Raw genomic sequence first — 25,174 nt, 5'->3', positions numbered from 1 at the left:
TCCAAAAATGGCCTAACATAGTGGGCTCGTAGAGCCCCAATCTCTTAACTTTAGGCGAAAATTCAAAGGGAATTTCAAAAGGGGTTCAGAATTTTTTAATTCCGAACCCCTTTTGTCTACAAACTGAAGGACCAAAAATTGGTCCCATTCTTCATTTTCTTCTTTTAGCTGAACAGTGTTTCGTAAAGCAGGAACAAGTTCAGTCCAATGATAAGTACAGCTATAAGCCAAGCGGCGCTCGAGGTGATTTTATGGTTGACCAGGTTGCCCATGATTTTTTTATTGCTTGTAAACATGATCAACGGCACTAAGGCAAACGCGATGCCAAACGAGAGTACAACTTGGCTCATCACAAGTGCTTTGGATGGATTCACTCCCCATAACAATAGTGGCAAAGGGGCTTTTATCTATTTAATGGAACCGCATTGCTTCTCGATTTCCTCGGAAAACAGTTTCTGCAGTCTTTGGGTTATCGGGCCGGGTTCCCCGGCTGCAATCGATTGGCCATCGATATTAATAATTGGTGTCACTTCGACGCTTGTGCTTGTATAAAGGACTTCGTCGGCTGCCATCATGTCCTCGACCGTGAAGGCTTCTTCGACATAGGGAATCCCATGATCAGCGCAAAGTTTCAGCATTACCTGACGGGTAATTCCATTAAGGATCAAGTTTGTGGCCGGATGTGTTTTAAGTAGCCCATCCACCACGATTGAGACATTGGACGAACTTCCCTCCGTCACCGTACCATCACGATGCTGGATCGCTTCATCACAGCCGGCTTCGACCGCTTGCTGTTTAGCCATTATATTACCCAGTAGATTTAAACTCTTGATATTACAGCGCAGCCAGCGTATATCGTCGGTGGTAACAGCATTGACCCCTGGCTTCATTTTTCCTGTATAAGGCATTTCCTTGGTATAGGCAACAAAAACCGGTTCCACTTCTGCAGTTGGAAATGAGTGTGTACGCTTAGATACGCCCCTTGTCAGCTGCATATAGACGATACCGTCCTTCAGTTGATCTTCAGCGATCAGCTCTTTCATGCGGGTTTTGATTTCCGCTCCAGTAAAGGGAACTTTCATCTGTATCAACTTCGCACTGTCCATCAGCCGGTTCAGATGCATGTCCCCCGTAAATAATTCGCCATTATAAACCCGGATGACTTCATAGACGCCATCACCGAATTGATATCCCCGGTCTTCAATATCCACCTTTACTTCGGACCTGCATTTAAGGTCGCCGTTAAAAATGATTTTTCCCATGTCTTTCTCCCTCTCAGCCTCTTATTTAGCCAATTCATGAATGGCACGTGCATAAATGGACGTAGCCTTAAGCATATCTTCAATATCAATATATTCATCTTTCTGATGCGCAATGTCTTCGCTGCCAGGGAAAAGCGGGCCAAATGCAACGCCCTCTTTCAATGAACGGGCGTATGTGCCGCCGCCAATCGAAAGGAGTTCAGCTTTATCACCTGTCTCCGCTTCATAAACTTCCTGCAACGTCTTAATCAAGAAGCTTTCACTGTCCACAAAATGTGGAGTTGAATGCGAATTGGTCTTCACTTTCAAATTATATGCCGCAAGTCTTTCTTCCAATGCCGCCTTTTGCTGTTCCCACTCGTACGTCACCGGATAACGCATACTGAAACCGATCGAGCTGTCCCCTTGTTTAGAATAATTGAAAACGCCGGCATTGACCGTCAATTCTCCTGTTTGCTCATCCGAATAAGCCACACCTAAATTATTTCCGCGGGAATCTTCAAACAAACGATCCTTAATGAAAGTGAAGTAGGCTCTGGCATGCGGATCAAGAGTAAGATCAGCTAAAAATACGGCTAAATGGAGACCTGCATTCTTTCCATTTTTCGGTTCCATCGCGTGTGCCGAGACACCATTCATTTCAAGCAGCACTTGATTTTTTTGCGGAACGGCTTGGCCCTTCAATGAGTATTTTTGCAAAAAATCCTGATAATTTGCCGCCAATTCAGCAGGGTTAGCCGCTTCCACAATGGCAGTAGCAAAATCCGGTACCATGTTCGTCCTTCGACCTGAAGAAAATTCCAAAACATTCACGTTTGAGTTCGTGCCATTTCCTGCATCGGCAGGGTGTATAACCGAGAAATCCCAGATTCCTTTTTCCGCACTGATGATCGGGAAGTCAGCATCTGGCGCGAAGCCGATCGAGGGCATTTCCTCCACTTCAAAGTACCGGTCAACGCAGCGCCAGTTCGATTCTTCATCGGTTCCAATGATCATCCTCACACGTTTGTTCAAAGGTTCTCCTAGCTCCCGGACCAGCTTCATCGCATGATAGGCAGCCATCGTCGGCCCTTTATCATCGATTGCCCCACGAGCATATATGCGGCCATTACGGATTTCAGCGCCGAACGGATCCGAACTCCAGCCATCTCCCTCAGGTACCACGTCGACATGGCACAATATCCCGATTAACTCCTCGCCTTCACCCATTTCGATATGACCGGCGACATTATCGACATTTTTCACAGTAAAACCGTCTTTTTCGCCTAATTGAAGCATGAAATCAAGCGCTTCCTTCACCCCTTTACCGAATGGGGCCTCCTCTGTCGGATGTTCTTCATCCAGTACACTTTTTATTTTCAATAAGTTTTGTGTGTCCAGTAATAAGTCCATTTTCCGTTTTTCAACTTCTTTTCGCCAATTCAATTCACTCAAAATACGACAACTCCTCTTTTATATATATTTTTCATTTTATCACTTTTACTACCTGATTCGCCAAGCGTTGCTACCTATTCTTCGTATTCCCGTATTATCGCTACCGTCAAACTACCGATAAAATCCCCTGCATAAATAAAAAACACCCTCTTTTATTAAAAAGAGGATGATTTCATTAAACTATCGGCATCCATAAGCTTTGTTACTTTTCGGTTTAGCCTTGGGATGTATAATGCTAAAAACACGGAACGTCCTAAACTGAAAGCCAGGAATGCTAGCCATAATCCATGATTGCCATGATGCGGGACAGCTATGAATTGGACAAATAGAAAAGCCAATAGTGCAAGGAGCATCGAGTTCCTTACAGGAACGGCTTCAGTCGCACCGGTAAACACTCCATAAAAAATGAGTCCGGTAAAGGCACTGAATGGGAATAGGACTATCCAAAGTCCGTATTCATGAGCCAGTTCGATGACGCCGGGAATATCCGTGAAAAGGAGAATGACCTCATCGCTAAATAGATAGTAAGATGCGGCTAGTATGAACGAAGCATACAAGCCCCACCGCGCCGATAGTGAGAGTGTTTTTTTATAAAGGTTTATATCTCTCGAACCAATCGCCTTCCCGACCAGAAGACTCGACGCGTTCGCGAAGCCATCAAAGCAATAGGCCATCAGGTAATGGATTTGAATGAGTACGGCATTGGCCGCCAGTGTCTCTGTCCCGAAAGTGGCTCCCTTGGCCGTAAAAAGATTGAAAACCGTGATCAAGCAAATGGTCCTGATGAATAAATCCCTGTTGACCACCATCATTCTTTTAAGGGAAGCCCGATCGAACCCCTCCCGGAATGAAAATGAAGCCGGTACGTTAACCGCTTTCCGGATCACCCACAAGCCCAGAAAAAAAGCGGAAATCTCTGATATCAATGAAGCGGCAGCAACCCCTGATACAGACCATGAGAAGCCATTTACAAAAACGAGGCATAAGACTATATTCATCACGTTCATGAAAACTTGAATGAACAAAGATGTTTTTATCCTGGATTTCCCGATTAACCAGCCTAAGATGACATAGTTCAATAATGCAAAAGGTGCACCCCATATCCGGATGCCGAAATAATCTGCGGCAAAGGCGGAAACGTCCGATTCCGGACCGATTGCGCCTAACGAGACATTCAAAATGGGCTTTTGAATCACAATAAAAAGCAGACCGATGATCGCTGCAATGAAAAAAGGCCGAATCAAGGCCATCAGGCTTTGCTTTTCATCCCTTGCCCCCTCCGCTTGTGCAGCGAAGGCAGATGTACTGACCCGAAGAAAACCAAAAAGCCAATACATCGTATTAAAAATTATGGTTCCGACAGCCACCCCGCCAATATAAGCGGGATCACTCAACTTTCCAACCACAGCCGTATCGACCGCACCGAGCAAGGGCGTACTCATCGTCGAAATCGTAAGCGGAATGGCCAAGGAAAGATACGCTCTGTTATTCATAAAAATGACCTCCTATGTACATAAAAGTTCTGAAAAGTTAGAATTGGAATGACGTTATAAAAATTTGTATACAAAGTACAAAAAGATTGCAGTATTCAATTTCAATCACTAGAATTGAACATATGGTGCTCCCAAACCTGCATGGGATGCCTCTACAAGATTACTTGTGAATCGTTTCAAATAGAACGGGTCAAGCTGATAATTTACGGTATCAAAATTTGAAGAATAAAAGATTGATATCGCTTTCAACCTGCAGCGGTTATGGGAAGTACATTTTTTACAGACATACATGAACTTTTTTATCCAGCAAGAAAAAGGAAATTCGCAAGCCGGAAAATAAAATGCTTGACGGATTCTTGAAGGAGTTATAGTATCGCTCGTTGATAATATCACTTTTGAACTATGCTTGAACATAAATTCATCGTTAAACATCTAATAGGAGTGATCATGATGGGAAGATTGACTAATAAAGTAGCCATTATCACTGGCGGAGCATCCGGTATGGGAAGGGAAATGGTAAAACTATTCACAAAAGAAGGAGCACAAGTCATTGCTGCTGATATCAATGAAAAAGCTGTAGCTGTTGTGAATGAACTGGATAACGTCCATGGAACTGTACTTGATGTATCTTCAGACGAAAACTGGAAAAAGATGACGGATGAAGTTATCGCTAAATTTGGCAAAATCGACATTTTGGTTAACAATGCCGGTATCTCAACGGAAAAAGGCATTAACGATACGACATTGACCGATTGGCAGCTAATGTTAAGCATCAATGGATTTGGACCATTCCTTGGAATGAAACACGTTGTTCCTCACATGGCTAAAGAAGGTAAAGGCGCAGTTGTGAACATTTCTTCCTTTACTGCTCAAATCGGAATGGGCTTAAACTCTTATTCTGCTTCAAAAGGTGCCGTTCGTGCCATTTCCAAGGCTGCCGCAACGCAATATGGCCGCATGGGCGTCCGTGTCAATGCCGTATTCCCTGGTATCATCGAAACACCCATGACTCAAAAATTAGAAGAGTCAAAAGAATTAGTGAACCAAATGGTCAAGGCAACTCCATTACAACGTTTGGGTCAGCCGGCGGATATTGCAAATGCCGTGCTTTATCTAGCATCCGATGACGCTTCATACGTAACTGGTGCCGAGCTTGTCATCGACGGTGGATACTCAGCTCAATAATTATAGCAGAAATGGAAAATCCCGTTTCTACAGATCCAGAAACGGGATTTTCTGATTCAATAAAGAAATTTTGCAAGTTGTAATAAGTTAAGTTAACACACCAATGAAATAGCCAAAAGTCGTAAATACCAAACACCAGCTGAATGCACCTGCACCTGCAAAGATAAAGTACTTTCGTTTCCCCATTCCATTCATACCGGAAATGTAACTGGCGAAGTGACGGACTCCTGGGATGAAATAGGCTATGATAATGGTCCAAGGACCGTATTTATTGAACCATTTCTCCAATTTTTCCAACCTCGCGGGGGTCATTTTGATCCACTTACCATGCTTCCTCAAAAAAGGCTTCCCCACCTTTTTCCCGATGAAATAACTGACAAGCATCCCGGATATCGATCCAAGGAAACTGACAAGGAATGCTCCCTGGACATTCAAAACGGAAATGGATGATAAATAGCCGACAAAAGTCATCATGAACTCATCAGGTACAGGCAAGCCAATAATCCCAATCGCCAACAGTCCATATATCGCAAAATAACCATAGTTTGATATTAAATCTTTTACTATATCCATCTAAAGTACTCCATCTCAGCACCCTTTTTTAAAGTAACCCATTTCTTATGCGGGCCTGGTTAACGTGATTACTTCTTTTTAATAGGATAACCTAATTTAACCCAAATGAGTTGATTTTCATGAAAAAAATAGAAAAAAAAGAAGAATGGACACGTTTTTTGTTGAAATACTGTATGACAATGCTAATCAATGTTTCCCCTTTACGGAAATGAAAAACGGCAACAATAAAGCGGACTCGATGACTGAGTCCGCTTCTTCTTATTTCACAATCTTTATTTCATTGATTGGCCAATACACTAGATTCGCCTTGCCTACAATTTCATCGACGGAAATCGTGCCGATTTCACGGCTATCCAAACTATTTTGGCGATTGTCCCCCATAAGGAACAACTGGTCTTCCGGCACTGTCATGCTGCCTGTAATATCTTCGAGCTTGAATGATTCAGTCAGCGGCACTCCTGCTGCCATCTGATTCTTATATTTGTCCAAGTATGGTTCTTCATAAGCTTTACCATTAATATAAAGCGTATCGTCTTTATATTCAATATGGTCACCTGGCAGACCGATAACCCTTTTTATATAATCTTTATCTACCGTTGCATGAAAAACGACAATATCAAACCGGTCGATATTATCGATATTCGTTCCAAACTTGGTAAGAACAATTCTTTCGTGGTCTTGCAGAGTCGGCATCATTGACTCACCGTCCACGACAATCGGTGCAAAAATATACGTTCGAATTAAAAAAGCTAGAATGACTGCAATCAATATCGCTTTTATCCATGAAAAAACTTCTTTTCTATTTTCCAATCGAAGTCCCTCTCTCTGTTTTTTATTCATGCCATTATATCATAATCCTTTCATGATCACGTCATACAAATACCCACATTTTACACATTATCAATTACTTCCATTTTTCATATTGGATATCGATGCTTTCCAACTCTATTTCCCTCCGCTGCATTTGGGCTGGACAAATCGCATTATATGTACGGACTTTCTCATTTATTTCATCAATTCGTTTCACTAATTCAGGTTCAGTTCCATTCATTTTTTTCAATCTAACCAATCCGGATAGCTCTTCCCGAATTTCTTTTTGCCATTTTATCCAAAGCGGTAGGTAGCCGGCATCCTTGGCCTTCCTCAAGAAGTTGTCATATATATTTCCCGATAGCGACGACTCCGGAAGCGGTTTTCCAAAGCCAGGATTATTCTTCAGCCCGCCGTCTCTTTCATATTCCTTAAAAATCTGATCCATCCAGTTCACATGCCCGTTTTCTTTGCCCATAAACAATCCCCCTTCAGACCACTTTTCATTACATGTATTTACAATTATAACATTTTTATCAATATTCTCTCCACCCTGGATGATCCATCCAGGAACACTTTCTACTATTATATATACGTATTTTTCAGCCAAACACATTCAGACATCAAAAAAAGGATTCCCCTTGCGGGAATCCTTTTTTGCCTTTTATTTAACTGTGATTTTCCTTTTTACTTCTGCCTTGTTCTTCGATTTATCCGTAACTGTGTAAGTCAATGTATAGGTGCCTTTTTTCTTCGTATTCACAGTCCCGGTTATTTTGATCTTACTTGTTAAACTCCCATCAAGATTATCTTTCGCGAATACACCTGATTTAGGATTGAATGTCGAGTTATAGGCAATGGTTTTACTTTTGGCACCGGAAATGACAGGCTTGGTGCTGTCTACCGTAATCTTTCTTGTGACTGTCGCAGTATTTTTCGATGAATCAGTGATTGTATACTTTAATGTATACGTTCCCTTTTTCTTTGTATTCACCGTACCTGTCACCTTTATTTTACTAGTCAAGTTGCCATCATCCAGGTTATCTTTCGCAGATACGCCTGATTTAGGGTTGAATGTCGAATAATAGCCAACGGTTTTACTATTGGCTCCGGAGATGACTGGCTTGGTGCCATCTATCGTGATCTTTCTTGTGACTGTCGCTGCATTTTTCGATGAATCGGTGACCGTATACTTCAATGTATAGGTCCCCTTTTTCTTCGTATTCACTGTACCCGTCACTTTGATTTTACTAGTCAAGTTGCCATCGGCATTATCCTTGGCACTCACGTTTGTTTTTGGATTGAATGAAGAATTAAGTTTGATGGTTTTATTCCCGGCACCTGAAATCACAGGTTTATCCGTATCCTGGATAGGCACGACATTCGATAGCCTATTGGAGATGTAAGCCGATGAAACATACCCCTTAATACTCTTGTCTTCCGTTTGTACGGGGTAAAAGACAAATTTATTTCCCTTAGATTCGTGATAGTCAAAATTCCCTGTGATGATCAAGCTTGTATTGGGTGGCACAGATACTGCACCTGCCGTAGTGTTTATTTCTTTCCTGATATTCGCGCTGGATGTCGTCACCACTTTGTCTCCAGCCTTGAACCAATAAACAGAGTCATGCGTTTGATCTGTCAGTGTGTATTCAAGATTTTTAAAGATGATATTTTCAGTGCTATCCCGATCATATTGAAAGTCCGTTGTTTTGAATGGATATTTTGCTAGTTTTGTATCATTCAAATAACTTTGGTTTTCTATCTGGGCAAATACTTCCTCTTGGTAGGCATTCGCATTTATTTTCTCGTTTTCCTGGTAAAGTGGACTGTTCACCGGTTTTGTCCCATTGTATGCCATGACAGGGAAATACCAATTTTCGATGACCCTGCGTCCTGCACCTTTGATCTTGGGCAAATCCCTTCTTGAATACATGCCACTCAGTACCTCGACGCCTGCCTCGATATTGTAGACTATATCATTTTCAAGCTTTTTCTGGTCATACCCACTTTTATTTGTAAGCTGCATTAGACCGATACCGCCATCTCCGGATATAATCGGTTTACCGTCATCACTAAATTGCCTCCAATCCCCGTTTTCCTGCGTAGCCACCGCTTTTACCACTTCAGGGGGGATTTCAGCCTGTATTGCCGCATTCGTCAGTAAGCAGTTGATCTGCTTATGGGAAGGATTTTCATTGGGTTGAATCTCACCGAATGTTGAACACGCATAGGTTATTCCAGACTCTGCAAAAGCCTGTCCATTGAACAAACCGAGTGTTAAACAGGTCATTATTCCAACCTTCATTAAAGGTATCTTCATTGATCGAACTCCAGTCTATTTATATTTAAAACTATAATAATAGTAACATGATAGACTGGTGATTGCAGGTATAAAAAGGTATAATGCCCTAAAATATCCTCACAGCACAAAAGGAGCTTACCCGCATTTTCGGGACAGCTCCTTTGTTTGCAAATCACAAAACTATGTATGGTGTCGGATTATTCGATCACTTCCACCGTTTCCCGCGGCTTCCTTACAAGGCACATGATACCCGGTATGATGAAGAAGATAAGCGGCCAAACATGAAAGATCGTCAGAATGCCCGTAATGATCAATAAGATTCCGGCTCCCTTTGCTTTGCCGCCCTTTAATAGAAAGATAGCGATCACCCCCCCTGCCAAGGCAATGAACAGCGATATGATCCCCGCCCATAGTATGCCCATGAACAACTTGATTGACATATCTACCTCAGACGAGGAAAACTCAGAATCCGTCATTAATGAGTGGTCCATCATTTCTTTCAAATCGATACTGTTGAGATAAACGGCCGCTATGATCGTCAAGATTAAAAAAATCGCAGCGATACTCACGCCTATAATACTTAATACGAATTCCCATGTCCGTTTCATTTACTTCGCCTCCCTGGAAAAGTCACTTATATCTAATACCCAATCTGAGAAGGAATAAAAAACTTTTATTATTCCCATACTCCTCAAAATCTTATGTGCTTTAACACACCCATCCCTGCCCAAACGACACGGAGATGGGGCCGTCAGTCTTCCTTCTTTTTCAATCGTTCATTTAATTCATCTCTTTTATTTTCCAGGTTATTCATTTTTGTCATATGTTTTATGAAGAAACGGATCGCCTTCACAACCATTACGAATAACAGAACAAGTAGGGCAAGGTAGAATAATTGCCATAAAAGATCGCTAATATTAAACACCAAGTCACCCCCTGTCATTGAATGTTAAAGATCCTTCAATTCTGGAAATCCCCAATAAAAGCAGTAAGCGAGGGCTTTCCGATCATTCCGGATGTTCCCGTGATGTCCCGTAATTAAATGATAACACGATAGGCCATAACACTGAACGCCAACAACATTTCTATAGGAATGAATAACGAAACTCTTCCAAAGGAAATAGACTCTGTTTTTATCAGAGCCTAAAAACATTCCTATTCACGATTAACTCCACCAATTGTTCGACAGACGGTTCTTCCGGCATCATATCCAATGTAAATCCATAGTCTTTAAGTCTATTGCCGGTACTTTCCCCGATTACCCCGATGGAGGCTTGATTTAGCAGCCCTTCAATATCCACGTCTGCCTTGTTCCCATATTGCATCAGCATATCAACTGAATGCCGATTCGAAAATAGTACCGTTCCGACAGCTTTCCCGTCCAGCATTCTCGGAAGGATTTCAAGAAATCTTTCATCGACAAATTTATCGATTGATTGAAAATAGTCTCCGTCCCCATGAGCCGGATCTCTATGATCTCTGTTTCGATCTCCTACAACCAACAAGGTTCCGGCTTCCGACATCTCGGATTTGAGCTCGGCCATCAGTCCCCGTTGCTGTAAAGCCTTTTTCGATTTCCTTGATAACACATAAAGTTTAGAAGAAATCCGGCGGAAATCAATAGCATGTTCAGTTAGTGAATCCAAGAACCCATGGACACTTTCGGGTGAAGTGAAGAGAATCCGATCATACAAAAGAAAAGAGAGCAGCTGACTTTCATCTATTTTCACTTTTGCCGCATTCCATTTTGGAAACTCGATGACTTCGCCGCCAAGTTCATGCAGTGTTTCTGCCAAGGAACTTTTTGCCGTCCCGGTCCGGGCCACTAAAAACCGTTTTCCTTGCAGCGGCTTCTTTTCGAACCATTGCAGTTTTCCCCTTAGTGAAATGATATCCCCGACCAAGGTGATCGCAGGATTGCCAAGCGCCCTTTCACTTACCCTTTCGACGATATCATCCAAGGTCCCCTCGACACTTTCCTGTCTTCCATAAGTGCCCCATTGAATGACGAGTGCCGGCGTGTTCCCCGGCTTTCCATGGTTGATCAAATTTTCGCGGATATACGGAAGGTTGGCCACGCCCATATAAAAGGCAACCGTATCTATACTATTCACAAGCCCGTTCCAATCTATATCCTTCTTCGTTCGGTCATGGCCCGTCACCATCGCAAAGGAACGTCCGTAATCCCGATGTGTGACGGGGACTCCTGCGTATATGGATGCGGCAATGCTGGACGTAACCCCCGGAATGACTTCGAATGGGATTCCCTCATCCTTCAACGATTCCGCTTCCTCCCCGACTCTTCCAAAAACGGAAGGATCACCGCCTTTCAAACGGACGACCCTATGCCCTGCCAGTGCTTTGGAAACAAGCAGCTCATTGATTTCCCCTTGACTGATGCCATTCGTATATGGTGTCTTGCCACAATATATCCATTCACAATCGAGGGTGGCAGCCTCCAACAGTTTGGGATTTAGCAATCTGTCATATAAAATGACGTCCGCTTTTTCAATCGCTTTTTGACCTTTTACAGTAATCAGGCCCACATCACCCGGACCTGCACCCACAAAATAGACCATGCCCTTGGTCATGCCGCACTCACCCCTATCTGCTTGCTATTCCCTGATAATATTTCACCAGCTCCACCATTGCACTGCCCATCCGTTGATCTTCAGGATAAATGACCCGCTTGACCCCTTCATCGATAACCACCTGCGCCGTTACCTTTCCGACCGCAAGAGCAATTACATCTGATGCAAACAGGTCGATTATCTTATCCTCCACACCTTGTTCACGGACAAATCTCATTAAATTTCGCGGCTGCGGTGCACTCGTGAACACAACTGAATCGATTTTGCCTTCAAGGATTTCTTGGATCAGCTGCTGCATCGTTTCTTTTTCGGGCGGTATATGTTCATATGGCAGGATTTCCTTATGTTCCACTTTTTGTTCATCCAACCAGTTCATCAAAAGAGGCGCCGGATCGCCGTGAAGCTGCAAAGCGACCTTTACACCTTCAGGCAGATGGCCTTCCAGATTGCGAACAAGTCCTGCCGTACTGCCATCATCATCACGGATTAATGGCTGCAGGCCAAGCTTTTTCAGCATATTCACCGTTTTATAGCCCCTAGCTGCAATTTTCATAGACTGCAAGGCTTCTATGAAACGATCTCCCGCTTCCATCTTCACTGCCGTTTTATATAATAATTCCGTCCCCACTCCCGTCGTGAGGATGATCCAATCGAACTCCCCTGCCATCAATCGGTTGACATCCTCTTCCAAATGGGAATCATCAAGGAAAACCGTCCCCTGTGCCGGGCGAACGAGCGGGACTCCCCCAAGATTTTGAACGATTTTACTAAGTTCTTCCGTCTTCCGCGCTCCCAATAAAGCAACGGTCCTGCCATTAAGCTTACTCATCCATGCCCCTCCTATATGTACATTCAATTAAATCCATCTCACCCATTATACAAATTTTCAGTCTTTGAAACTATAAAAAACGCATTCCAAATCAAAATCAACGCTTTTTCTTTCTATTATCCTATATGAAATCAATGGAAAAAGGGATTAGCAGCACTTTGCTTTTTATAAGTCCCACACTCGTGAATTTGGAGCAAACACTCGTGAGTTTGGAGCAAACACTCGTGAATTTCGGGCTTTTACTCGTGAATTTGGAGCAAACACTCGTGAGTTTCGGGCTTTTACTCGTGAGTTTGGAGCAAATACTCGTGAGTTTCGGGCTTTTACTCGTGATTTCGGAGCAATTCGATACGCAAAACTTCAATACCCTCATTTTACCTTGTTCATCCAGTAAAAAAGCTGCCATCAAGACAGTAATTTCCAACGGAACTTTTGTCAATTCTTGTTTAGTGCCCTTTGGCCAATATGCTCCTGTTCTTTTTTTACAAAAACATCATACTGAGTGGTTTCATGGCGATTTTGAAAGCTTTCGGAACCTAAATTCATAGGGGTTTTCGTTTTGAATTGTATCCCTTCACTTTCCAATTTCGCAACCACCTTAAAATAATTATCAGTTCCGAATGCCGTATAAATACATGTCCAATATTTATAGGAAATTAGTTTGGCAGTTACTGCACATGCTAACAAGAAGACTAGTATTCCTATTATTATATACACCCTTTAGCTCCCTTTCATTTCGGACTTTTTCGAAAAGCCATCCTGTACACTATATTCTTTGCCATACATAACATTTCCTTTTTAAATAAAAAAGGAGACCCCAGTTTCGGGTCTCCTTCTACATATCTTCATTATTTTTCCGGCACGTTACAAGAACCGTCCGTACAAGCGTCGCCTGTTGCTGGATCATTCACGATTGTAAGCGGATTTTCCTCAGCCCATACTTTTTTAAGCGTATCCAGGAACGCTTCTGTTGGCTGGGCGCCGGAGATTCCATACTTGCGGTTAATGACGAAGAATGGCACACCTGTAATACCTAGCAGGCTTCCTTCTTGCTCATTTCCTCTAACTTCTGCCGTGAATGCAGTTCCTGCCAGCATGGCCTCCGTCTCGGACTTTTCAAGGCCAACCTCTACAGCCAAACTAGCCAATGTAGCGTGATCGCCAATATGTTTGCCTTCCGTAAAGTATGCTTTAAATAGGCGTTCATTCATTTCTTTCTCTTTACCTTTTGATTCAGCAAAGTGCATCAAGCGGTGAGCATCGAACGAATTCGTTAAGACCACTTTGTCCAAATGATAATCGAGTCCCAATTCTTTAGCCTGTTGAGTCAGGTTTTGGCTGTTCGCTTCCACCTGCGCTTGAGACATGCCGTATTTCTTGGCCAGCATTTCATTTTGAGTCATATTGATATCCCGCTCAGCCTCTGGGTTCAACTCAAAACTGCGAAATGAAACCTCTACCTGATCTTTATTTTCAAACTGCTTTAACGCCTCTTCGAATCGACGCTTTCCTATATAACAGAACGGACATTGATAATCCGACCAAATTTCCACCTTCATGTAAATACCTCCTCATTTAAAATGCAATCGTATTAAGCACATTATATAATCCTGGGTATCCTCTTGCAAGGATATTAACCCAGACACTCATTTTCAAAATTGGTGAAATCGACTTTTTTCATGAATTCTTCCAATGTATAGCCCTTTAGCAGGCGCAATGTTTCCTTTTCGGCTTCGTTCATGATCTCCTCCAAAGCCGTATCCAGCTGCTTCCCGACTTCACCGCATTCGCTCGTTTCCATACAAACAAGACATTCCGGCCGTACTGCTTGATACACATCGGCCAAAGTAAGCTGAGAAGCAGGCACCTTCAAGCTATATCCGCCTTCCCGTCCTTCCTTTGTTTCGACGATCCCCGCAGCTGCAAGCTGAGCCATCACTCTTCTTAAAAAAGTGGCGTGTGACTTCACCTTTAAGGCGATTGCCGAACTTGTCAGGAGCTTTTCGCTTTGTGCGAGCCAAACCAGAGAATGAATGGCAATAGCGAACCGCGGCGGTCCAATTTGATTGTTTCGATTACCTGAAGACATGATTATCCCTCCCTACATCCTATCCATTGTAAGGCCAATTATACTATGTTACGTGCTCCCGAACAAATGGCGCCGTTTCTGGTTTTTTTCGACCGTAGCGCACAAATCATGAGTTCATGATGATCTTGAATCATACGACATCCGGTAACGCATCCGTCAATCCCCTTTCGGCACCAAAACCCGGCAAAATCATCCTTTTGCCGGGTTTTCCAATTCTACTGAATGATTTGTACATTTTCATATAAATAAGCTTCTTCGGGTGCCTTTATTTTCTTCGACTCTTTTAAATCGATCACCGGTACGGGTTCCCCTTTATAGCTTCCTTTTTTTAATGTCCCTGTAATCGTATACCAATCATTCGTCTTCATTCCTTCCACGTTCCCGTTGACCATATATCCGTATAACGTCGCATCGACCACACAGCAGGACATGGAGAGGCGGGAGATGGCCATTTGGTTTTTCGTAAATGTATCCTCACGGTATATGAACCCCGAAAGTTCTATTTCCTTCCCCTCGATGGTATCGAGGTTGTTCAGTAAATCATCCAGTACTTCAAAATAATTATCATCGGTTACTGAGATTTCCTCCCCATTCGCATGTTTCCCTGAATCATATGAACTTACCATTTGTGCCTGCTGCTTCGCCATCCCTCTTTTCGCCAGCACTTCCCCGCTTAACGTAAAATCGGTCAAGCTGAACCCCAGAAGAATCGGAATGAAGAACAAACTATATTTCAGGACCAGCGTGGACGAGGAAGACTCTCCATTCGTTCCGCAATCACAATGTTGTCCACCCTGTTTTTGTTTTTTCATTCGGAGAAGGCTGATCACTAAAAAAGCAAAAAGCGCTGCCAATGCATATGGGACCATTTTGGGTGCAATCAATTTCGTTAAATATCCTGAAACATACAATTTAAAGATCATGAGGCCCAGTCCAAGCAAAAGCAATCCTTCAAGTCTTTGGATAAATAAACGTTTCATCAGAAGCCCCCCTTACTGAACAATCCGCCTGCAATCAGGCATAGGCTGAAGACGACTGCGAAAACAAGCAGGACATACGTGACGACGAAGCTCCGTTTAAAACAGGACATCATGATCAAAACATTTTTAAAATCCAGCATGGGACCAAATACAAGGAAACCCAGTATGGAGCCTGGCAGAAAACTATGGGAAAAGGAGGCGGCAACGAATGCATCAGCTGATGAACAGAGTGAAAGCACAAACGCAATTCCCATCATCAACGCCGTGCCTTTTATTGGCGCCTGACCAATATCGGCCATTACGGTCCGATCCATAAACACTTGAAATACACTGGCAAACAAGGCCCCGATGATAAAGTATCTGCCGACCATAAAAAATTCCTGTGAAGCATGATCAATGAAGCTTGTCCATTTACTGGACTGAATATCATGTTCATGCCCGTGTACCAGTTCCACCTTCTCCTCTTTCACCACATCTTTCGTGCTGAATATATGAATGAATAATCCTGCGATTATGGCCGTCAGGACACAAAGAATGATTCTTCCATATAGAATGGCCGGATTATTCTGGAACGCATAATAAGTTGAGCCGAACACGATGACATTCAATATTGGGGCAGTTACGAGCAAGACCACACCTGCATGGACGGGAACACCCTTTTGAATCAATCTCCGGACGACCGGGATGATTGCACATTCGCAAACCGGAATGATCAGCGCCGCCCCTATCGCAGTAAAAATGGCCGTCAGGGGTCTTTTTGGTATCATCCGCTGAATGATTTCTTCACTGATGAACAACTGGATGAACGAAGAGGCAATGGCACCCAGGAACAGGAAAGGAATCGATTCTAAAAACAATCCCAAAAACACGACAAACACAGAGTGGAGCATCGGGTAGCCCGAGAAATCAATCGCTTTGGGAATGAATACATCGCCTAGAAAAAAGAATGCCAGCAACAAAAATAGCAGAATCCCTAAAAACAAATTTCCCGTGTATCGTTTCAAAAGCATATTCAACCACCTCGCAAATCATAATTATTACGATTTAAGTTTGGATTCGGTCTAGTATATGCTTTTGATAGGCTGAACAGAACAAGAAAAAAAGAGAATGGCAGACATTCCCCGCCCTCATTTATTTCTTCGGTATAGATCCCTGCTCTTGTAACCCTCTCCTAAAATCGTTTTCATTTCCTGGCGCCGTTTCACTTGGGTCGTCTCTTGTTTTGCACTATACACGTAACGAGCCCAATCCTTGCGATACCCTGGGGTAAGTGATTGATAGAAAGCAAGCAAATCAGGAGAATCCTGCAAATCTTTCTCAATTTCAGATATCATTTCGATATAATCATCTACTGATTGGCTTGCTTTAGTAGATGGACGGTTTCTATTTTTCGAATCTTCTTTCAGTCCGACTACCGTAAAGACATCATCCAACCCAACCATACGTGCAAACTTCAGGTCACTCGGGCCAACATAACCTTCTGCATCCGCACCAAGGCCTTTCATCAAATCATCACGATGAATATATGTAGAATATTCTTTATTGCCCTTCTTGGGGTACGCCAAGTAAATATAGCCGTTTTTACTCAAATGATTTTTCTCGATCACCTTATCCACAATTCCTTTTAAAGAATCCATATCCAATACAAAAGCAAATATAAGATCATAGGCATTTTCTGTAAGCTCTGTATCGTAATCCGGCAGTTCTGCTAAATAATCCGCCCCGGCTGGCAGGTTCAAGACTGCAACCCGTTCATATTTATGTAAATTCAGTTTTCCGACTATCGTTTTAGCCATTGCATTCACCATCCTAGTTCATTTTGTCTTACTTCAGTTTAAAAGCTCCCCATTGCGTTAGCAACTTTTCTCTTGATAGTCTATCCAATAAAAAAACAAAAAGACGATGTGTAAACCTTCCGTCTTTTTTTGATATAATCATTTCTAGGAAAATATTAACTGTGCTATAATTCAGATATAATCAATTCCAATGTCCGGCTTCTTTTAGTTTCTTTTTCCCTATTGAATGCCACCTTACATTTTCCGGTACATCAAAGGAAGCCCTGGACGTCCCATTCTTGTATTGAAGCGCAACATTCTAAGTAGGCATAAACTTAACTTTTTTGCATAGGCATGATAGGGTATTAAAGCTCCAGAAAAAATGTAGTCCCTGGAGTACAGACTGACTCCAGCTCTGCATTTCTTCCTCAAGACAATATAAAAGCCAATCTTTGAACCAAGGTCTTACACATGAAACATGCTTTTTTTATACAATGCGAGATATCTTTGGCGATCTTTCCCAAATAGAAACCTTCCTTAAATGCATAGTGTCACACCCCTGCAATCATTAGACATTCAAACTCCATCAATGAATAAAAATCATAATCCTTTTGAAATCAATGTGTGTTTTAATAAGTACCACATCGTATCACCTTAGTTTTTTTGCATTTGTCATGCAGTCGATATCCCTTTCTTTCCTATCTAAAAAATTCCGTGATGCTTTCATATGGGGTGTCACAAAAGGGGAGTTCTTATGAATTTTATCGAGTATGATTTGCTATTTGAATCAAGAAAACAGTTAATAGAGGAAATTACGGAGTTGGATGAAAAAATGCTCCACCATAGGCCTGTGCCTGAAGTATGGAGCATCGCCCAAATTTGCCATCATTTATATCTTACGGAACAGGTTTTTACAGAAGTTATAGCAAATGGCATTCAGGAAAGGGATTTTAATAATATCATTCAAAAAAACATTTACTTCGTTACTGATAGAACAAGGAAATTCTCATCCCCTAAGGTCATTTCACCCTCTTCAACCCCATTTCAATTATCGAGCCTTATGGATTTGCTGGCAGAATCAAGGGATCGATTATTACAGGTTCTTTATGATATGGATTCAGATATCTTGTTAAATAGAAAGAAAGCCAAGCATCCCCTGTTCGGGGACCTCTCATTGGATCAATGGATTGAATTATTATCCTTACATGAACAAAGGCATATCAAACAGATACAAGAAATAAAGTCCGCCCTTATATAAGCCTTTCATGACAATGACACCATTAGTAATCAGCCGACGGCAACATTTAAAGATTTTCAACGAATAAAGAGACCACTTCATTTTGTGGTCTTCTTTCATGCATGCTATGAAACGAACGTGACTGTCAGGGGCTGCACCAAATTGATAGATGGGAAGAACCCATATTTCCCTATTCTAGAATCAAGATGATACTTTCAGTTTTCTTTTGATCTGTGTTGCGAAGATTTCAAGACAGATTGCAATTACCAGGATAAAATAAGTGATTGCTCCAATTTCACTCAAGTCAAAGTAAAATCCACTTGCCATGAACATATCGAAGCCGATTCCTCCTGCGCCTGCCGCTGCGCCCATTGCGACCGCCACTGCAAAATTGATTTCAAAGCGCATGAAAGTCCATGAAATGATATAAGTGATCGAAGATGGAATGATGACTTGGAACACGATCTGCCACCAATTCGCACCGCTTGCTTGCAGGGCTTCTATAGCACCTTTATCAATTTCCTCAAAAGATTCCGAGTAGGCCTTTACAAGATAACTTATGGAGTGAAACGTCATTCCTATAACTGCCGCTACACTGCCCAACCCTGCTGCGACTGCAAAAATGAGGACCCATAACACGGTAGGAACGGCTCTAATCAGGGCAACCGATCCCTTTATGATAATCGATAATGGCCTGGACGAGATATTTCCAGCCGCTAAAAGTCCCAACATCAGGGCAATGATTGCACCAAATATTGTCGTTAAGAAAGCTAAACCTAATGTAATCGAAACCTGATAAAACGCTTCAGTAAAGGTAAAGTGCTTCAAATGCGGCTCAAAAAACATGGTCTTCAAATTGTCGACGGTCAATAATAGCGCGTCCCACAGTTTAACATCCTTATAATCAAAACTGGCAAAAGCGTATATGGTCAAAACTGCTAGCACCAGCACACTCAACCTAATGGCGATTGAAGATTTCGAGAAGGGCTTTTTGGATAGCCGTTCAAGTAGCATATTATCTAAATCCCGGCCAGTATGAGAAGGAAATGGTTTGATTGGACCCTCTGCCTGCATTATAAAATCACCCTCCTCACATAATTTGAGATCAATTCAATAGATAATATCGAAATGATGATCGTAATGACGACAAGACTGGCAATGTCATAACTCAAGTTTTTATAATAAAGATTGAACGTAAAACCAATACCCGATCCTGTAAGCAGTCCGACCAATGTTGCATTCCTGATATTCGTCTCAATCATAAAAAGTACCCAGCTGATCATTTGCGGAATGGTTGAAGGGATAACAGACTGCGAAATGACGGTTAGATAACTTGCGCCGGTTGTCTGCAAAGCTTCTACGGAACTGCAGCTCACTTCATCGATCGTTTCAATAAAAGCTCTGGTTAAAAAACCGAAAGATCCAAAAAACAAGGCAAAATAACCGGTCAAGGAACTTTGTCCAAATGAAAATAACAGAACTAACGCCCATATTGAGACATCAATATTTCTAAATAAAACTGCTATTCCACGGCTAAAACCTCCGAAAAAAGCATTCACTCTTGTCGTATTGGAACCCAATATGGCAAATACAAAGGCCAATATTCCCGCTAATGTGGTTGCAGCAACGGATATTAAAAGTGTTTCTTTCAGCTTTATCAAAATGTCTGGCAGTTTGGTAAGGGAATCCTTTGTTGGATAAAAATTCGATAACGACCATTGTATGGCCTTAGGAACCGAAGTAACCCCTTTTGCGATGCTGAATTCTGTAATGATAATGGAAACAGCCGTCGCAGCCCCAATAAGCAAAAACAATACAAGTGAGTTTCTTCTCTTTTTTGCAAAAACATCAGCCGACATGGGAACCTCCCAAATCAAAAATCAACTTTCCTTCATCCGATCCATAAATCTGATGGATATCATTTGAGGTTATATTTTGAGTTGTGCCATTGAAAACAACCTTGCCACTATTCACACCGATGATTCGATCCGAATATTTCAGGGCAACATCGACTTGATGCAGGTTGACTACTACTGTGATTCCCATGGAAGTGCAGATATTCCTTAAATGATCCATGATCACTTTGGAAGAATTCGGGTCAAGAGAGGCAATCGGTTCATCGCACAATAGCAATTTAGGATTTTGGATAAGCGCCCGCGCAATACCAACCCGCTGTTTCTGGCCTCCGCTCAACTGATCGGACCTTTTATAGATTTGATCTTCCAGACCGAGAATTTGGAGAACTTTAGCAGCCTGAAGTTTCTCCTCTTCACTATAAAGTCCAAGGATTCCAGCCAGTGTAGATTTATAGCCTAATCGTCCATGCAGGGTATTTTCAATCACACTTAATCTATTTACAAGATTGTAATGTTGAAAAACCATCCCTATTTTCCTGCGTACTTTCTTTAACTCCCTTTTATTCACCTTGTAAACATGATCATTATCAAAAATGATTTCTCCGCTAGAAGCATCGATCATCCTATTGATGCATCGAAGAAGAGTTGACTTCCCTGCACCAGATGGCCCTATGATAGAAACGAACTCTCCTTCTTTCACAGTGAAGTCAATATTGGATAACGCCTTTGTACCATTTCCAAAATGTTTTGAGACATTTTTCACTTCCAATAATGTTTTCATGTATGATCCTCCTACATTAAAGAGCGTTTATTTAGATAATTCCCGAATTGGATTGAACCAGTCATCCTCAACTTCTACCAATCTTTCTTTTCCGCTCACCCGTTTAAATAGACCTGATAACTTAGAGTCTTCTGGTACAAAAACTTTCTCATTATTTGCTATTTCATCAGACATCAAGGTTTCAAGAATTTTTTCACGTGTTTCCTCACTGACTAATTCGGTGTTAACAACGAAAGGTGCATTCAAGACTGGAGTCACTGAAATGAGAGAGAATGTCTTATCTACAACTGTGTTGAAGGGTTCAGCTGCATCCTTCTTTACCTTATACACGGCACCCGCTTTATTCTCTTCCCCATCAGCCAGCTCCACATAATTATTGACACATGTGTCACAAAAAGCTGCCACTTCGGCTTTCCCGGTCAAAAGATTTACAGCCGATCCTTGGTGTGAACCGCCATAAAGCACTTCACTGAAGAATTTATCTTTCCCGCCTTCCAATAAATCCTCGGCCTTTAATTCCTTAAACTTATCTTGCTGCGAAAAATAATCAACGATTCCTGTGGAAGGAACTTTGAAGCCAGATGTAGAGCTATTTGATACGAAAGAGAACTTTTTCCCTTGGATATCGTCTATCTTGTATTCGCCGTTAATTTTATAGTCATCTGCATTTTGAACAGCCAGCCAGCTATTATAGACTGCATCATCCAACGTACCTGATTCACCGCTTGGAACAACTAGAGGTTGAACCTTATCGTTTTTGTTGTTTGCTTCAATATATCCTTGTGCTCCCAGGAATGCTAAATCTGCGTTTCCATTAGCAATTGCCTCGATTGCAATGTTATAATCCGTAGTGGTCTTATGTTCGACTTTCTTTCCTGTGGCATCTTCTAAGATCTTCCCGATTTCATCGCGGGCTTCCCCTAAATCTTCCCCGGATTCATTCGGCAGCCATGCTACGGTTAATGTATCATCTTCATTTGCACCTGTTGAACTACTGGAAGAACAGCCTGTAAACAACATCAAAATAACTAACATCAATATGGATATCATCGATTTTTTCACGTTAAATCTCCCCCCTATTTTAAAGATCATTTCTCATTTCAGTCACTTCCCATATAACAATACCGGTACAATACTAACCTGCCGTTAAGGAGGCTGAATATTCAGTAAAGTTTATGTGATTCAATCGTTAAATTTTTTGAATAGCTTGAGTAAAACATCCATTCTGTATGCTATATTCTTTATTCACCAACCGATTCATGAACTCCAAGTCATGAAAAATCCCCAACATTGTCGTTCCTTCGTTCATTAGCTGTTCCAGCAGGGTTTTCACCTTCACTTTAGAATCGTGATCCAAACTTGCTGTCGGTTCATCCAGCAGGAGGAGCCGCGGCTTTTTTACCATTGCTCTTGCTATATTTAACCTTAGCTTCTCTCCTCCTGAAAAAGTGGCAGGGTAGCTGTCCCATAGCTCTTTTCCTATTTCAAAGTGGTCGAGGATTTTTTCTGTTTCGATATTGGCCATTTCCCTGGTTTTTCCCATTTCAAGGATGGCACCGGTAACGAGCTGCCTCGCTGTAGTTCTTGGCATGACATTTAAAAATTGGGATACATAGCCTATCTCATGCTTACGCAGGTAAATCATTTCCCTTTCCGTAGCTTTTGCTAGATTAATCGCACCATAGTGGGAAGATTCATACCAGATGTCCCCTTCTTGAACCCGATAGGTACCATAAATCGATTTTAGGATCGTTGATTTTCCGCTGCCGCTCTTGCCTGTAATGCCAATAAATTCGCCTTTTTTCACTCGGATCGTAATGTTGCTGACCGCATGGATATTCTTCTTTTGATTATGTAAAATAAAAGACTTGGATAAATCATTGATCTCCAATATGTTCTCCACTTTGCCACCCGCTCTCTAAAAATTCATATCCTGTAATTCGTTTTTTGAATCAATTTTCCATCTACAATCACAGTTGTTATGACAGGGAAATCACCGGAAATTTTTTCAATAATAAGTATGTCAGCCTTTTTCCCTTCGTGAATCGATCCAATTTCGTCCTCCATCTTGACTGCCTTTGCGGGATTAATCGTAACTAGCTTAAACATATCGACAAGATCCATCCCATGGTTTTCGACTAATTCAAACATTGAATGCAGAAGGGCTGCAGGGTAATAATCACTGCATAATATGTCTATGCTTCCATCTTGAATGGCTTCAGAGGCACTTAAATTCCCGCTGTGAGAACCTCCCAAAAGCACATTTGGTGCACCGGCTATGGTATACATCCCCATATCCTGGGCCTTACGGGCAATCTCAAGTGTGATTGGAAATTCACTTATACTCGTTCCAAAGCTGTGAACCAATTCAAGCTTCTCTATTGAATCATCATCATGAGAGGCAACGGCAATATTGTTTTCTCTTGCTAGCCGTGCAATTTCCTTCATTCTTTCAATCGTCAGCTTTTCTTTCACTTGATGAGTCCGGATCATCACATCAATGGCTTCATCACTATAATCGTTATACCCTCTTAAAGTGTTTCGATAAATCTCTAGATGCCGATACTGCCCTTGCCCTGGAGTGTGGTCCATGAATGAGACCAGATGCACTTTCTTTTCCAAAACATATTCTTTTAAACTATCAATATCCTCCAAATTATCGATTTCATAACGGGCATGAAACCGATGACGGACTAAGTGCTTCATCTTATGTGTTTGATCAATTAAGTCAATAAGCTTCCTTACATTCTTAGGCTCCCGAATTGGCTTATATGCGTATTCAGTGGATTTATAGAGCGATAGAGAGTGGAACATGGTCGTAATGCCGTGCGTAATCAGTTCCTTTTCCGTTTCTCTTAAGCTCAAATGAAAATTCATTAAAGAAGTCGGGCGCGGCGCAGTCATATGTTCAATATAATCTGAATGGAGATCAATGAATCCGGGTGAAACATATCCACCCAAAGCGTCCAGCACTTCCATCTCAGGACTCGTTTTGATTTCTCCCGCAGGTGCAATCCGGCAAATTCTATCATCCTTAATTAAGAGATCATGGTCCATCAGGATCGAGTCTTCCGTTATTATTTTTCCATTTTTAATCAGCAATGTCTCTTCCCCCATATTCGTTTAGTTTCCTTTACAGCAGCGAGTGTACTAATTGCTGGGTATAAGGATGCTGTGGATCTTCGAGTATTTGATCTGTTAAACCTTGCTCGATTACTTTACCCTCCAGCATAACGAGCGTACGGTCCGCAAGCATTCGGATTACGCCCAAATCATGGGATACCAATACAATGCTAATATTCAAATCTCTTTGGAGACCTTTAATTAAATCCAATACACTTGCTTGAACTGATAGATCTAAACCCGTGGTGACCTCATCCAAAAGTAGTATGGGTGGATGGTTGGACAATGCTTTGGCTATCTGGACCCGTTGCTGCATGCCGCCTGAAAAATTCCTTGGTTCCTCTTTTATTCGATGAATGGGAATATTGACTGCTCCAAGGAGCTCGGCGCCTCTTGATTCCATGCTGCCAACATGTCTGTTCCCAGCTGAAATTAACTTCTCAGCAATATTGCCTATCGAGGAGAAATCCATTTTCAACCCTAGCATCGGGTTTTGATAAACCTTCCCCATCAGGTGATTTCGAACGAATCTTTTTTTCTGGGCAGACTCCATGAATACATTCTTTTTTCCATCCTCAAAGCCAGCCACATACAGTTCACCATCGGTTACTTCTTCGTCAAAATACAAACTTTTCATTAAAGTGGATTTGCCGCTGCCGCTTTCCCCTACGATTCCGAGAACTTCACCGTGATACAAATCGAATGTCACATCTCTGCAGGCATATACCGTCCCGCATTCGTGACAATAGTTTTTCGTCACTTTTCCTAATTTCATATGTTTGCATGTCGAACATCCGTCACCATACTGTTTGTTCATTTGTTTAACTGATAATACGGGTACTTCAAGCATT

The 25,174-nt window shown here is 42.0% G+C and carries 26 protein-coding genes and 1 pseudogene; 3 read left to right on the top strand and 24 right to left on the bottom strand.

Features of this window, described 5'->3' with window-relative positions; genetic code table 11:
* Nucleotides 1-164: 164 nt before the first annotated feature.
* The 4 genes and pseudogenes from Q8G36_RS15570 to Q8G36_RS15555 all read right to left on the bottom strand — a co-directional run.
* Nucleotides 165-380: pseudogene (locus tag Q8G36_RS15570) on the bottom strand (divalent metal cation transporter); the annotation flags it as partial.
* A 27-nt stretch (nt 381-407) separates the two neighbouring features.
* Nucleotides 408-1,262, bottom strand: coding sequence for a D-amino-acid transaminase (dat, locus tag Q8G36_RS15565; RefSeq protein ID WP_305162099.1), 855 nt, complete (start codon nt 1,260-1,262; stop codon nt 408-410).
* 21 nt (nt 1,263-1,283) lie between these two features.
* Nucleotides 1,284-2,696, bottom strand: a complete 1,413-nt coding sequence (gene pepV / locus Q8G36_RS15560) for a dipeptidase PepV (protein ID WP_305162098.1) — start codon at nt 2,694-2,696, stop codon at nt 1,284-1,286.
* A gap of 155 nt (nt 2,697-2,851) precedes the next feature.
* Complete coding sequence (locus tag Q8G36_RS15555) at nt 2,852-4,189, bottom strand: MATE family efflux transporter (protein WP_305162097.1); 1,338 nt, start codon at nt 4,187-4,189, stop codon at nt 2,852-2,854.
* A gap of 450 nt (nt 4,190-4,639) precedes the next feature.
* Between Q8G36_RS15555 and Q8G36_RS15550 the strand changes: the two genes are divergently transcribed.
* Nucleotides 4,640-5,374 (top strand): SDR family NAD(P)-dependent oxidoreductase, encoded by a 735-nt coding sequence (locus tag Q8G36_RS15550; protein ID WP_305162096.1) that lies wholly within the window; start codon nt 4,640-4,642, stop codon nt 5,372-5,374.
* A gap of 87 nt (nt 5,375-5,461) precedes the next feature.
* Here Q8G36_RS15550 and Q8G36_RS15545 read toward each other — a convergent pair whose 3' ends face one another.
* The 8 genes from Q8G36_RS15545 to Q8G36_RS15510 all read right to left on the bottom strand — a co-directional run bounded on the left by Q8G36_RS15545 (nt 5,462) and on the right by Q8G36_RS15510 (nt 12,482).
* Nucleotides 5,462-5,947: a DedA family protein gene (locus Q8G36_RS15545; RefSeq protein ID WP_034309313.1), complete on the bottom strand. Its 486-nt coding sequence runs from the start codon at nt 5,945-5,947 to the stop codon at nt 5,462-5,464.
* A 258-nt stretch (nt 5,948-6,205) separates the two neighbouring features.
* Nucleotides 6,206-6,787 (bottom strand): signal peptidase I, encoded by a 582-nt coding sequence (gene lepB / locus Q8G36_RS15540; protein ID WP_305162095.1) that lies wholly within the window; start codon nt 6,785-6,787, stop codon nt 6,206-6,208.
* Between the two features lie 64 nt (nt 6,788-6,851).
* Nucleotides 6,852-7,235: a DnaJ family domain-containing protein gene (locus Q8G36_RS15535; protein ID WP_305162094.1), complete on the bottom strand. Its 384-nt coding sequence runs from the start codon at nt 7,233-7,235 to the stop codon at nt 6,852-6,854.
* Nucleotides 7,236-7,421: 186 nt separating this feature from the next.
* A complete protein-coding gene (locus Q8G36_RS15530) occupies nt 7,422-9,080 on the bottom strand; it encodes an immunoglobulin-like domain-containing protein (RefSeq protein WP_305162093.1) in 1,659 nt (552 codons plus the stop codon).
* 179 nt (nt 9,081-9,259) lie between these two features.
* Nucleotides 9,260-9,670: a DUF4064 domain-containing protein gene (locus Q8G36_RS15525; RefSeq protein ID WP_305162092.1), complete on the bottom strand. Its 411-nt coding sequence runs from the start codon at nt 9,668-9,670 to the stop codon at nt 9,260-9,262.
* 143 nt (nt 9,671-9,813) lie between these two features.
* Complete coding sequence (locus Q8G36_RS15520; protein ID WP_305162091.1) at nt 9,814-9,987, bottom strand: hypothetical protein; 174 nt, start codon at nt 9,985-9,987, stop codon at nt 9,814-9,816.
* 211 nt (nt 9,988-10,198) lie between these two features.
* Nucleotides 10,199-11,653, bottom strand: a complete 1,455-nt coding sequence (gene cobA / locus Q8G36_RS15515) for a uroporphyrinogen-III C-methyltransferase (protein ID WP_305162090.1) — start codon at nt 11,651-11,653, stop codon at nt 10,199-10,201.
* 13 nt (nt 11,654-11,666) lie between these two features.
* Nucleotides 11,667-12,482, bottom strand: a complete 816-nt coding sequence (locus Q8G36_RS15510) for a uroporphyrinogen-III synthase (RefSeq protein WP_305162089.1) — start codon at nt 12,480-12,482, stop codon at nt 11,667-11,669.
* A gap of 203 nt (nt 12,483-12,685) precedes the next feature.
* Here Q8G36_RS15510 and Q8G36_RS15505 point away from each other — a divergent pair, with 203 nt between their 5' ends.
* Nucleotides 12,686-13,030: a hypothetical protein gene (locus Q8G36_RS15505; protein ID WP_305162088.1), complete on the top strand. Its 345-nt coding sequence runs from the start codon at nt 12,686-12,688 to the stop codon at nt 13,028-13,030.
* 300 nt (nt 13,031-13,330) lie between these two features.
* Here Q8G36_RS15505 and Q8G36_RS15500 read toward each other — a convergent pair whose 3' ends face one another.
* The 5 genes from Q8G36_RS15500 to Q8G36_RS15480 form a co-directional block, all read right to left on the bottom strand.
* Nucleotides 13,331-14,041, bottom strand: coding sequence for a DsbA family oxidoreductase (locus tag Q8G36_RS15500; protein WP_305162087.1), 711 nt, complete (start codon nt 14,039-14,041; stop codon nt 13,331-13,333).
* 74 nt (nt 14,042-14,115) lie between these two features.
* On the bottom strand, nt 14,116-14,571 hold the full coding sequence (locus Q8G36_RS15495) for an RrF2 family transcriptional regulator (RefSeq protein WP_063232644.1): 456 nt from the start codon (nt 14,569-14,571) through the stop codon (nt 14,116-14,118).
* 215 nt (nt 14,572-14,786) lie between these two features.
* Entirely contained in the window at nt 14,787-15,551 is a 765-nt protein-coding gene (locus Q8G36_RS15490) for a TIGR03943 family putative permease subunit (RefSeq protein WP_305162086.1), read from the bottom strand.
* Entirely contained in the window at nt 15,551-16,561 is a 1,011-nt protein-coding gene (locus Q8G36_RS15485; protein ID WP_305162085.1) for a permease, read from the bottom strand. The genes Q8G36_RS15490 and Q8G36_RS15485 overlap by 1 nt, the downstream gene beginning before the upstream one ends.
* Nucleotides 16,562-16,678: 117 nt before the next feature.
* Nucleotides 16,679-17,347, bottom strand: coding sequence for a YdeI/OmpD-associated family protein (locus tag Q8G36_RS15480; RefSeq protein WP_305162084.1), 669 nt, complete (start codon nt 17,345-17,347; stop codon nt 16,679-16,681).
* A gap of 733 nt (nt 17,348-18,080) precedes the next feature.
* Here Q8G36_RS15480 and Q8G36_RS15475 point away from each other — a divergent pair.
* Nucleotides 18,081-18,584, top strand: a complete 504-nt coding sequence (locus Q8G36_RS15475) for a DinB family protein (protein ID WP_305162083.1) — start codon at nt 18,081-18,083, stop codon at nt 18,582-18,584.
* Nucleotides 18,585-18,764: 180 nt separating this feature from the next.
* Here the strand turns inward: Q8G36_RS15475 and Q8G36_RS15470 are convergent, their stop codons facing one another.
* The 7 genes from Q8G36_RS15470 to Q8G36_RS15440 form a co-directional block, all read right to left on the bottom strand.
* Nucleotides 18,765-19,577 carry a PhnE/PtxC family ABC transporter permease gene (locus Q8G36_RS15470; protein WP_305162101.1) on the bottom strand — a complete coding sequence of 271 codons (813 nt, stop codon included), beginning with the start codon at nt 19,575-19,577 and terminating at the stop codon, nt 18,765-18,767.
* Between the two features lie 59 nt (nt 19,578-19,636).
* Nucleotides 19,637-20,422: a PhnE/PtxC family ABC transporter permease gene (locus tag Q8G36_RS15465; RefSeq protein WP_305162082.1), complete on the bottom strand. Its 786-nt coding sequence runs from the start codon at nt 20,420-20,422 to the stop codon at nt 19,637-19,639.
* Nucleotides 20,412-21,200 (bottom strand): phosphonate ABC transporter ATP-binding protein, encoded by a 789-nt coding sequence (phnC, locus tag Q8G36_RS15460; protein WP_141993957.1) that lies wholly within the window; start codon nt 21,198-21,200, stop codon nt 20,412-20,414. Before phnC ends, Q8G36_RS15465 begins: the two co-directional genes overlap by 11 nt.
* A 27-nt stretch (nt 21,201-21,227) precedes the next feature.
* Entirely contained in the window at nt 21,228-22,262 is a 1,035-nt protein-coding gene (gene phnD / locus Q8G36_RS15455; RefSeq protein WP_305162081.1) for a phosphate/phosphite/phosphonate ABC transporter substrate-binding protein, read from the bottom strand.
* Between the two features lie 127 nt (nt 22,263-22,389).
* The gene (locus Q8G36_RS15450; RefSeq protein ID WP_305162080.1) at nt 22,390-23,103 is read right to left on the bottom strand and encodes a phosphonate C-P lyase system protein PhnL; all 714 of its coding nucleotides are present in this window, start codon (nt 23,101-23,103) and stop codon (nt 22,390-22,392) included.
* Nucleotides 23,104-23,126: 23 nt separating this feature from the next.
* Nucleotides 23,127-24,302, bottom strand: a complete 1,176-nt coding sequence (gene phnM, locus Q8G36_RS15445; RefSeq protein ID WP_305162079.1) for a phosphonate metabolism protein PhnM — start codon at nt 24,300-24,302, stop codon at nt 23,127-23,129.
* A gap of 31 nt (nt 24,303-24,333) precedes the next feature.
* Nucleotides 24,334-25,173, bottom strand: coding sequence for an ATP-binding cassette domain-containing protein (locus tag Q8G36_RS15440; protein ID WP_305162078.1), 840 nt, complete (start codon nt 25,171-25,173; stop codon nt 24,334-24,336).
* Nucleotide 25,174: the final 1 nt, after the last annotated feature.

Origin of the sequence: Peribacillus frigoritolerans, from assembly GCF_030676415.1 — a bacterium.
Classification (GTDB): Bacteria; Bacillota; Bacilli; order Bacillales; family DSM-1321; genus Peribacillus; species Peribacillus frigoritolerans_A.
The sequence above is the reverse complement of the archived record's forward strand: the minus strand, read 5'-3'. Positions and strand labels throughout refer to the sequence as shown.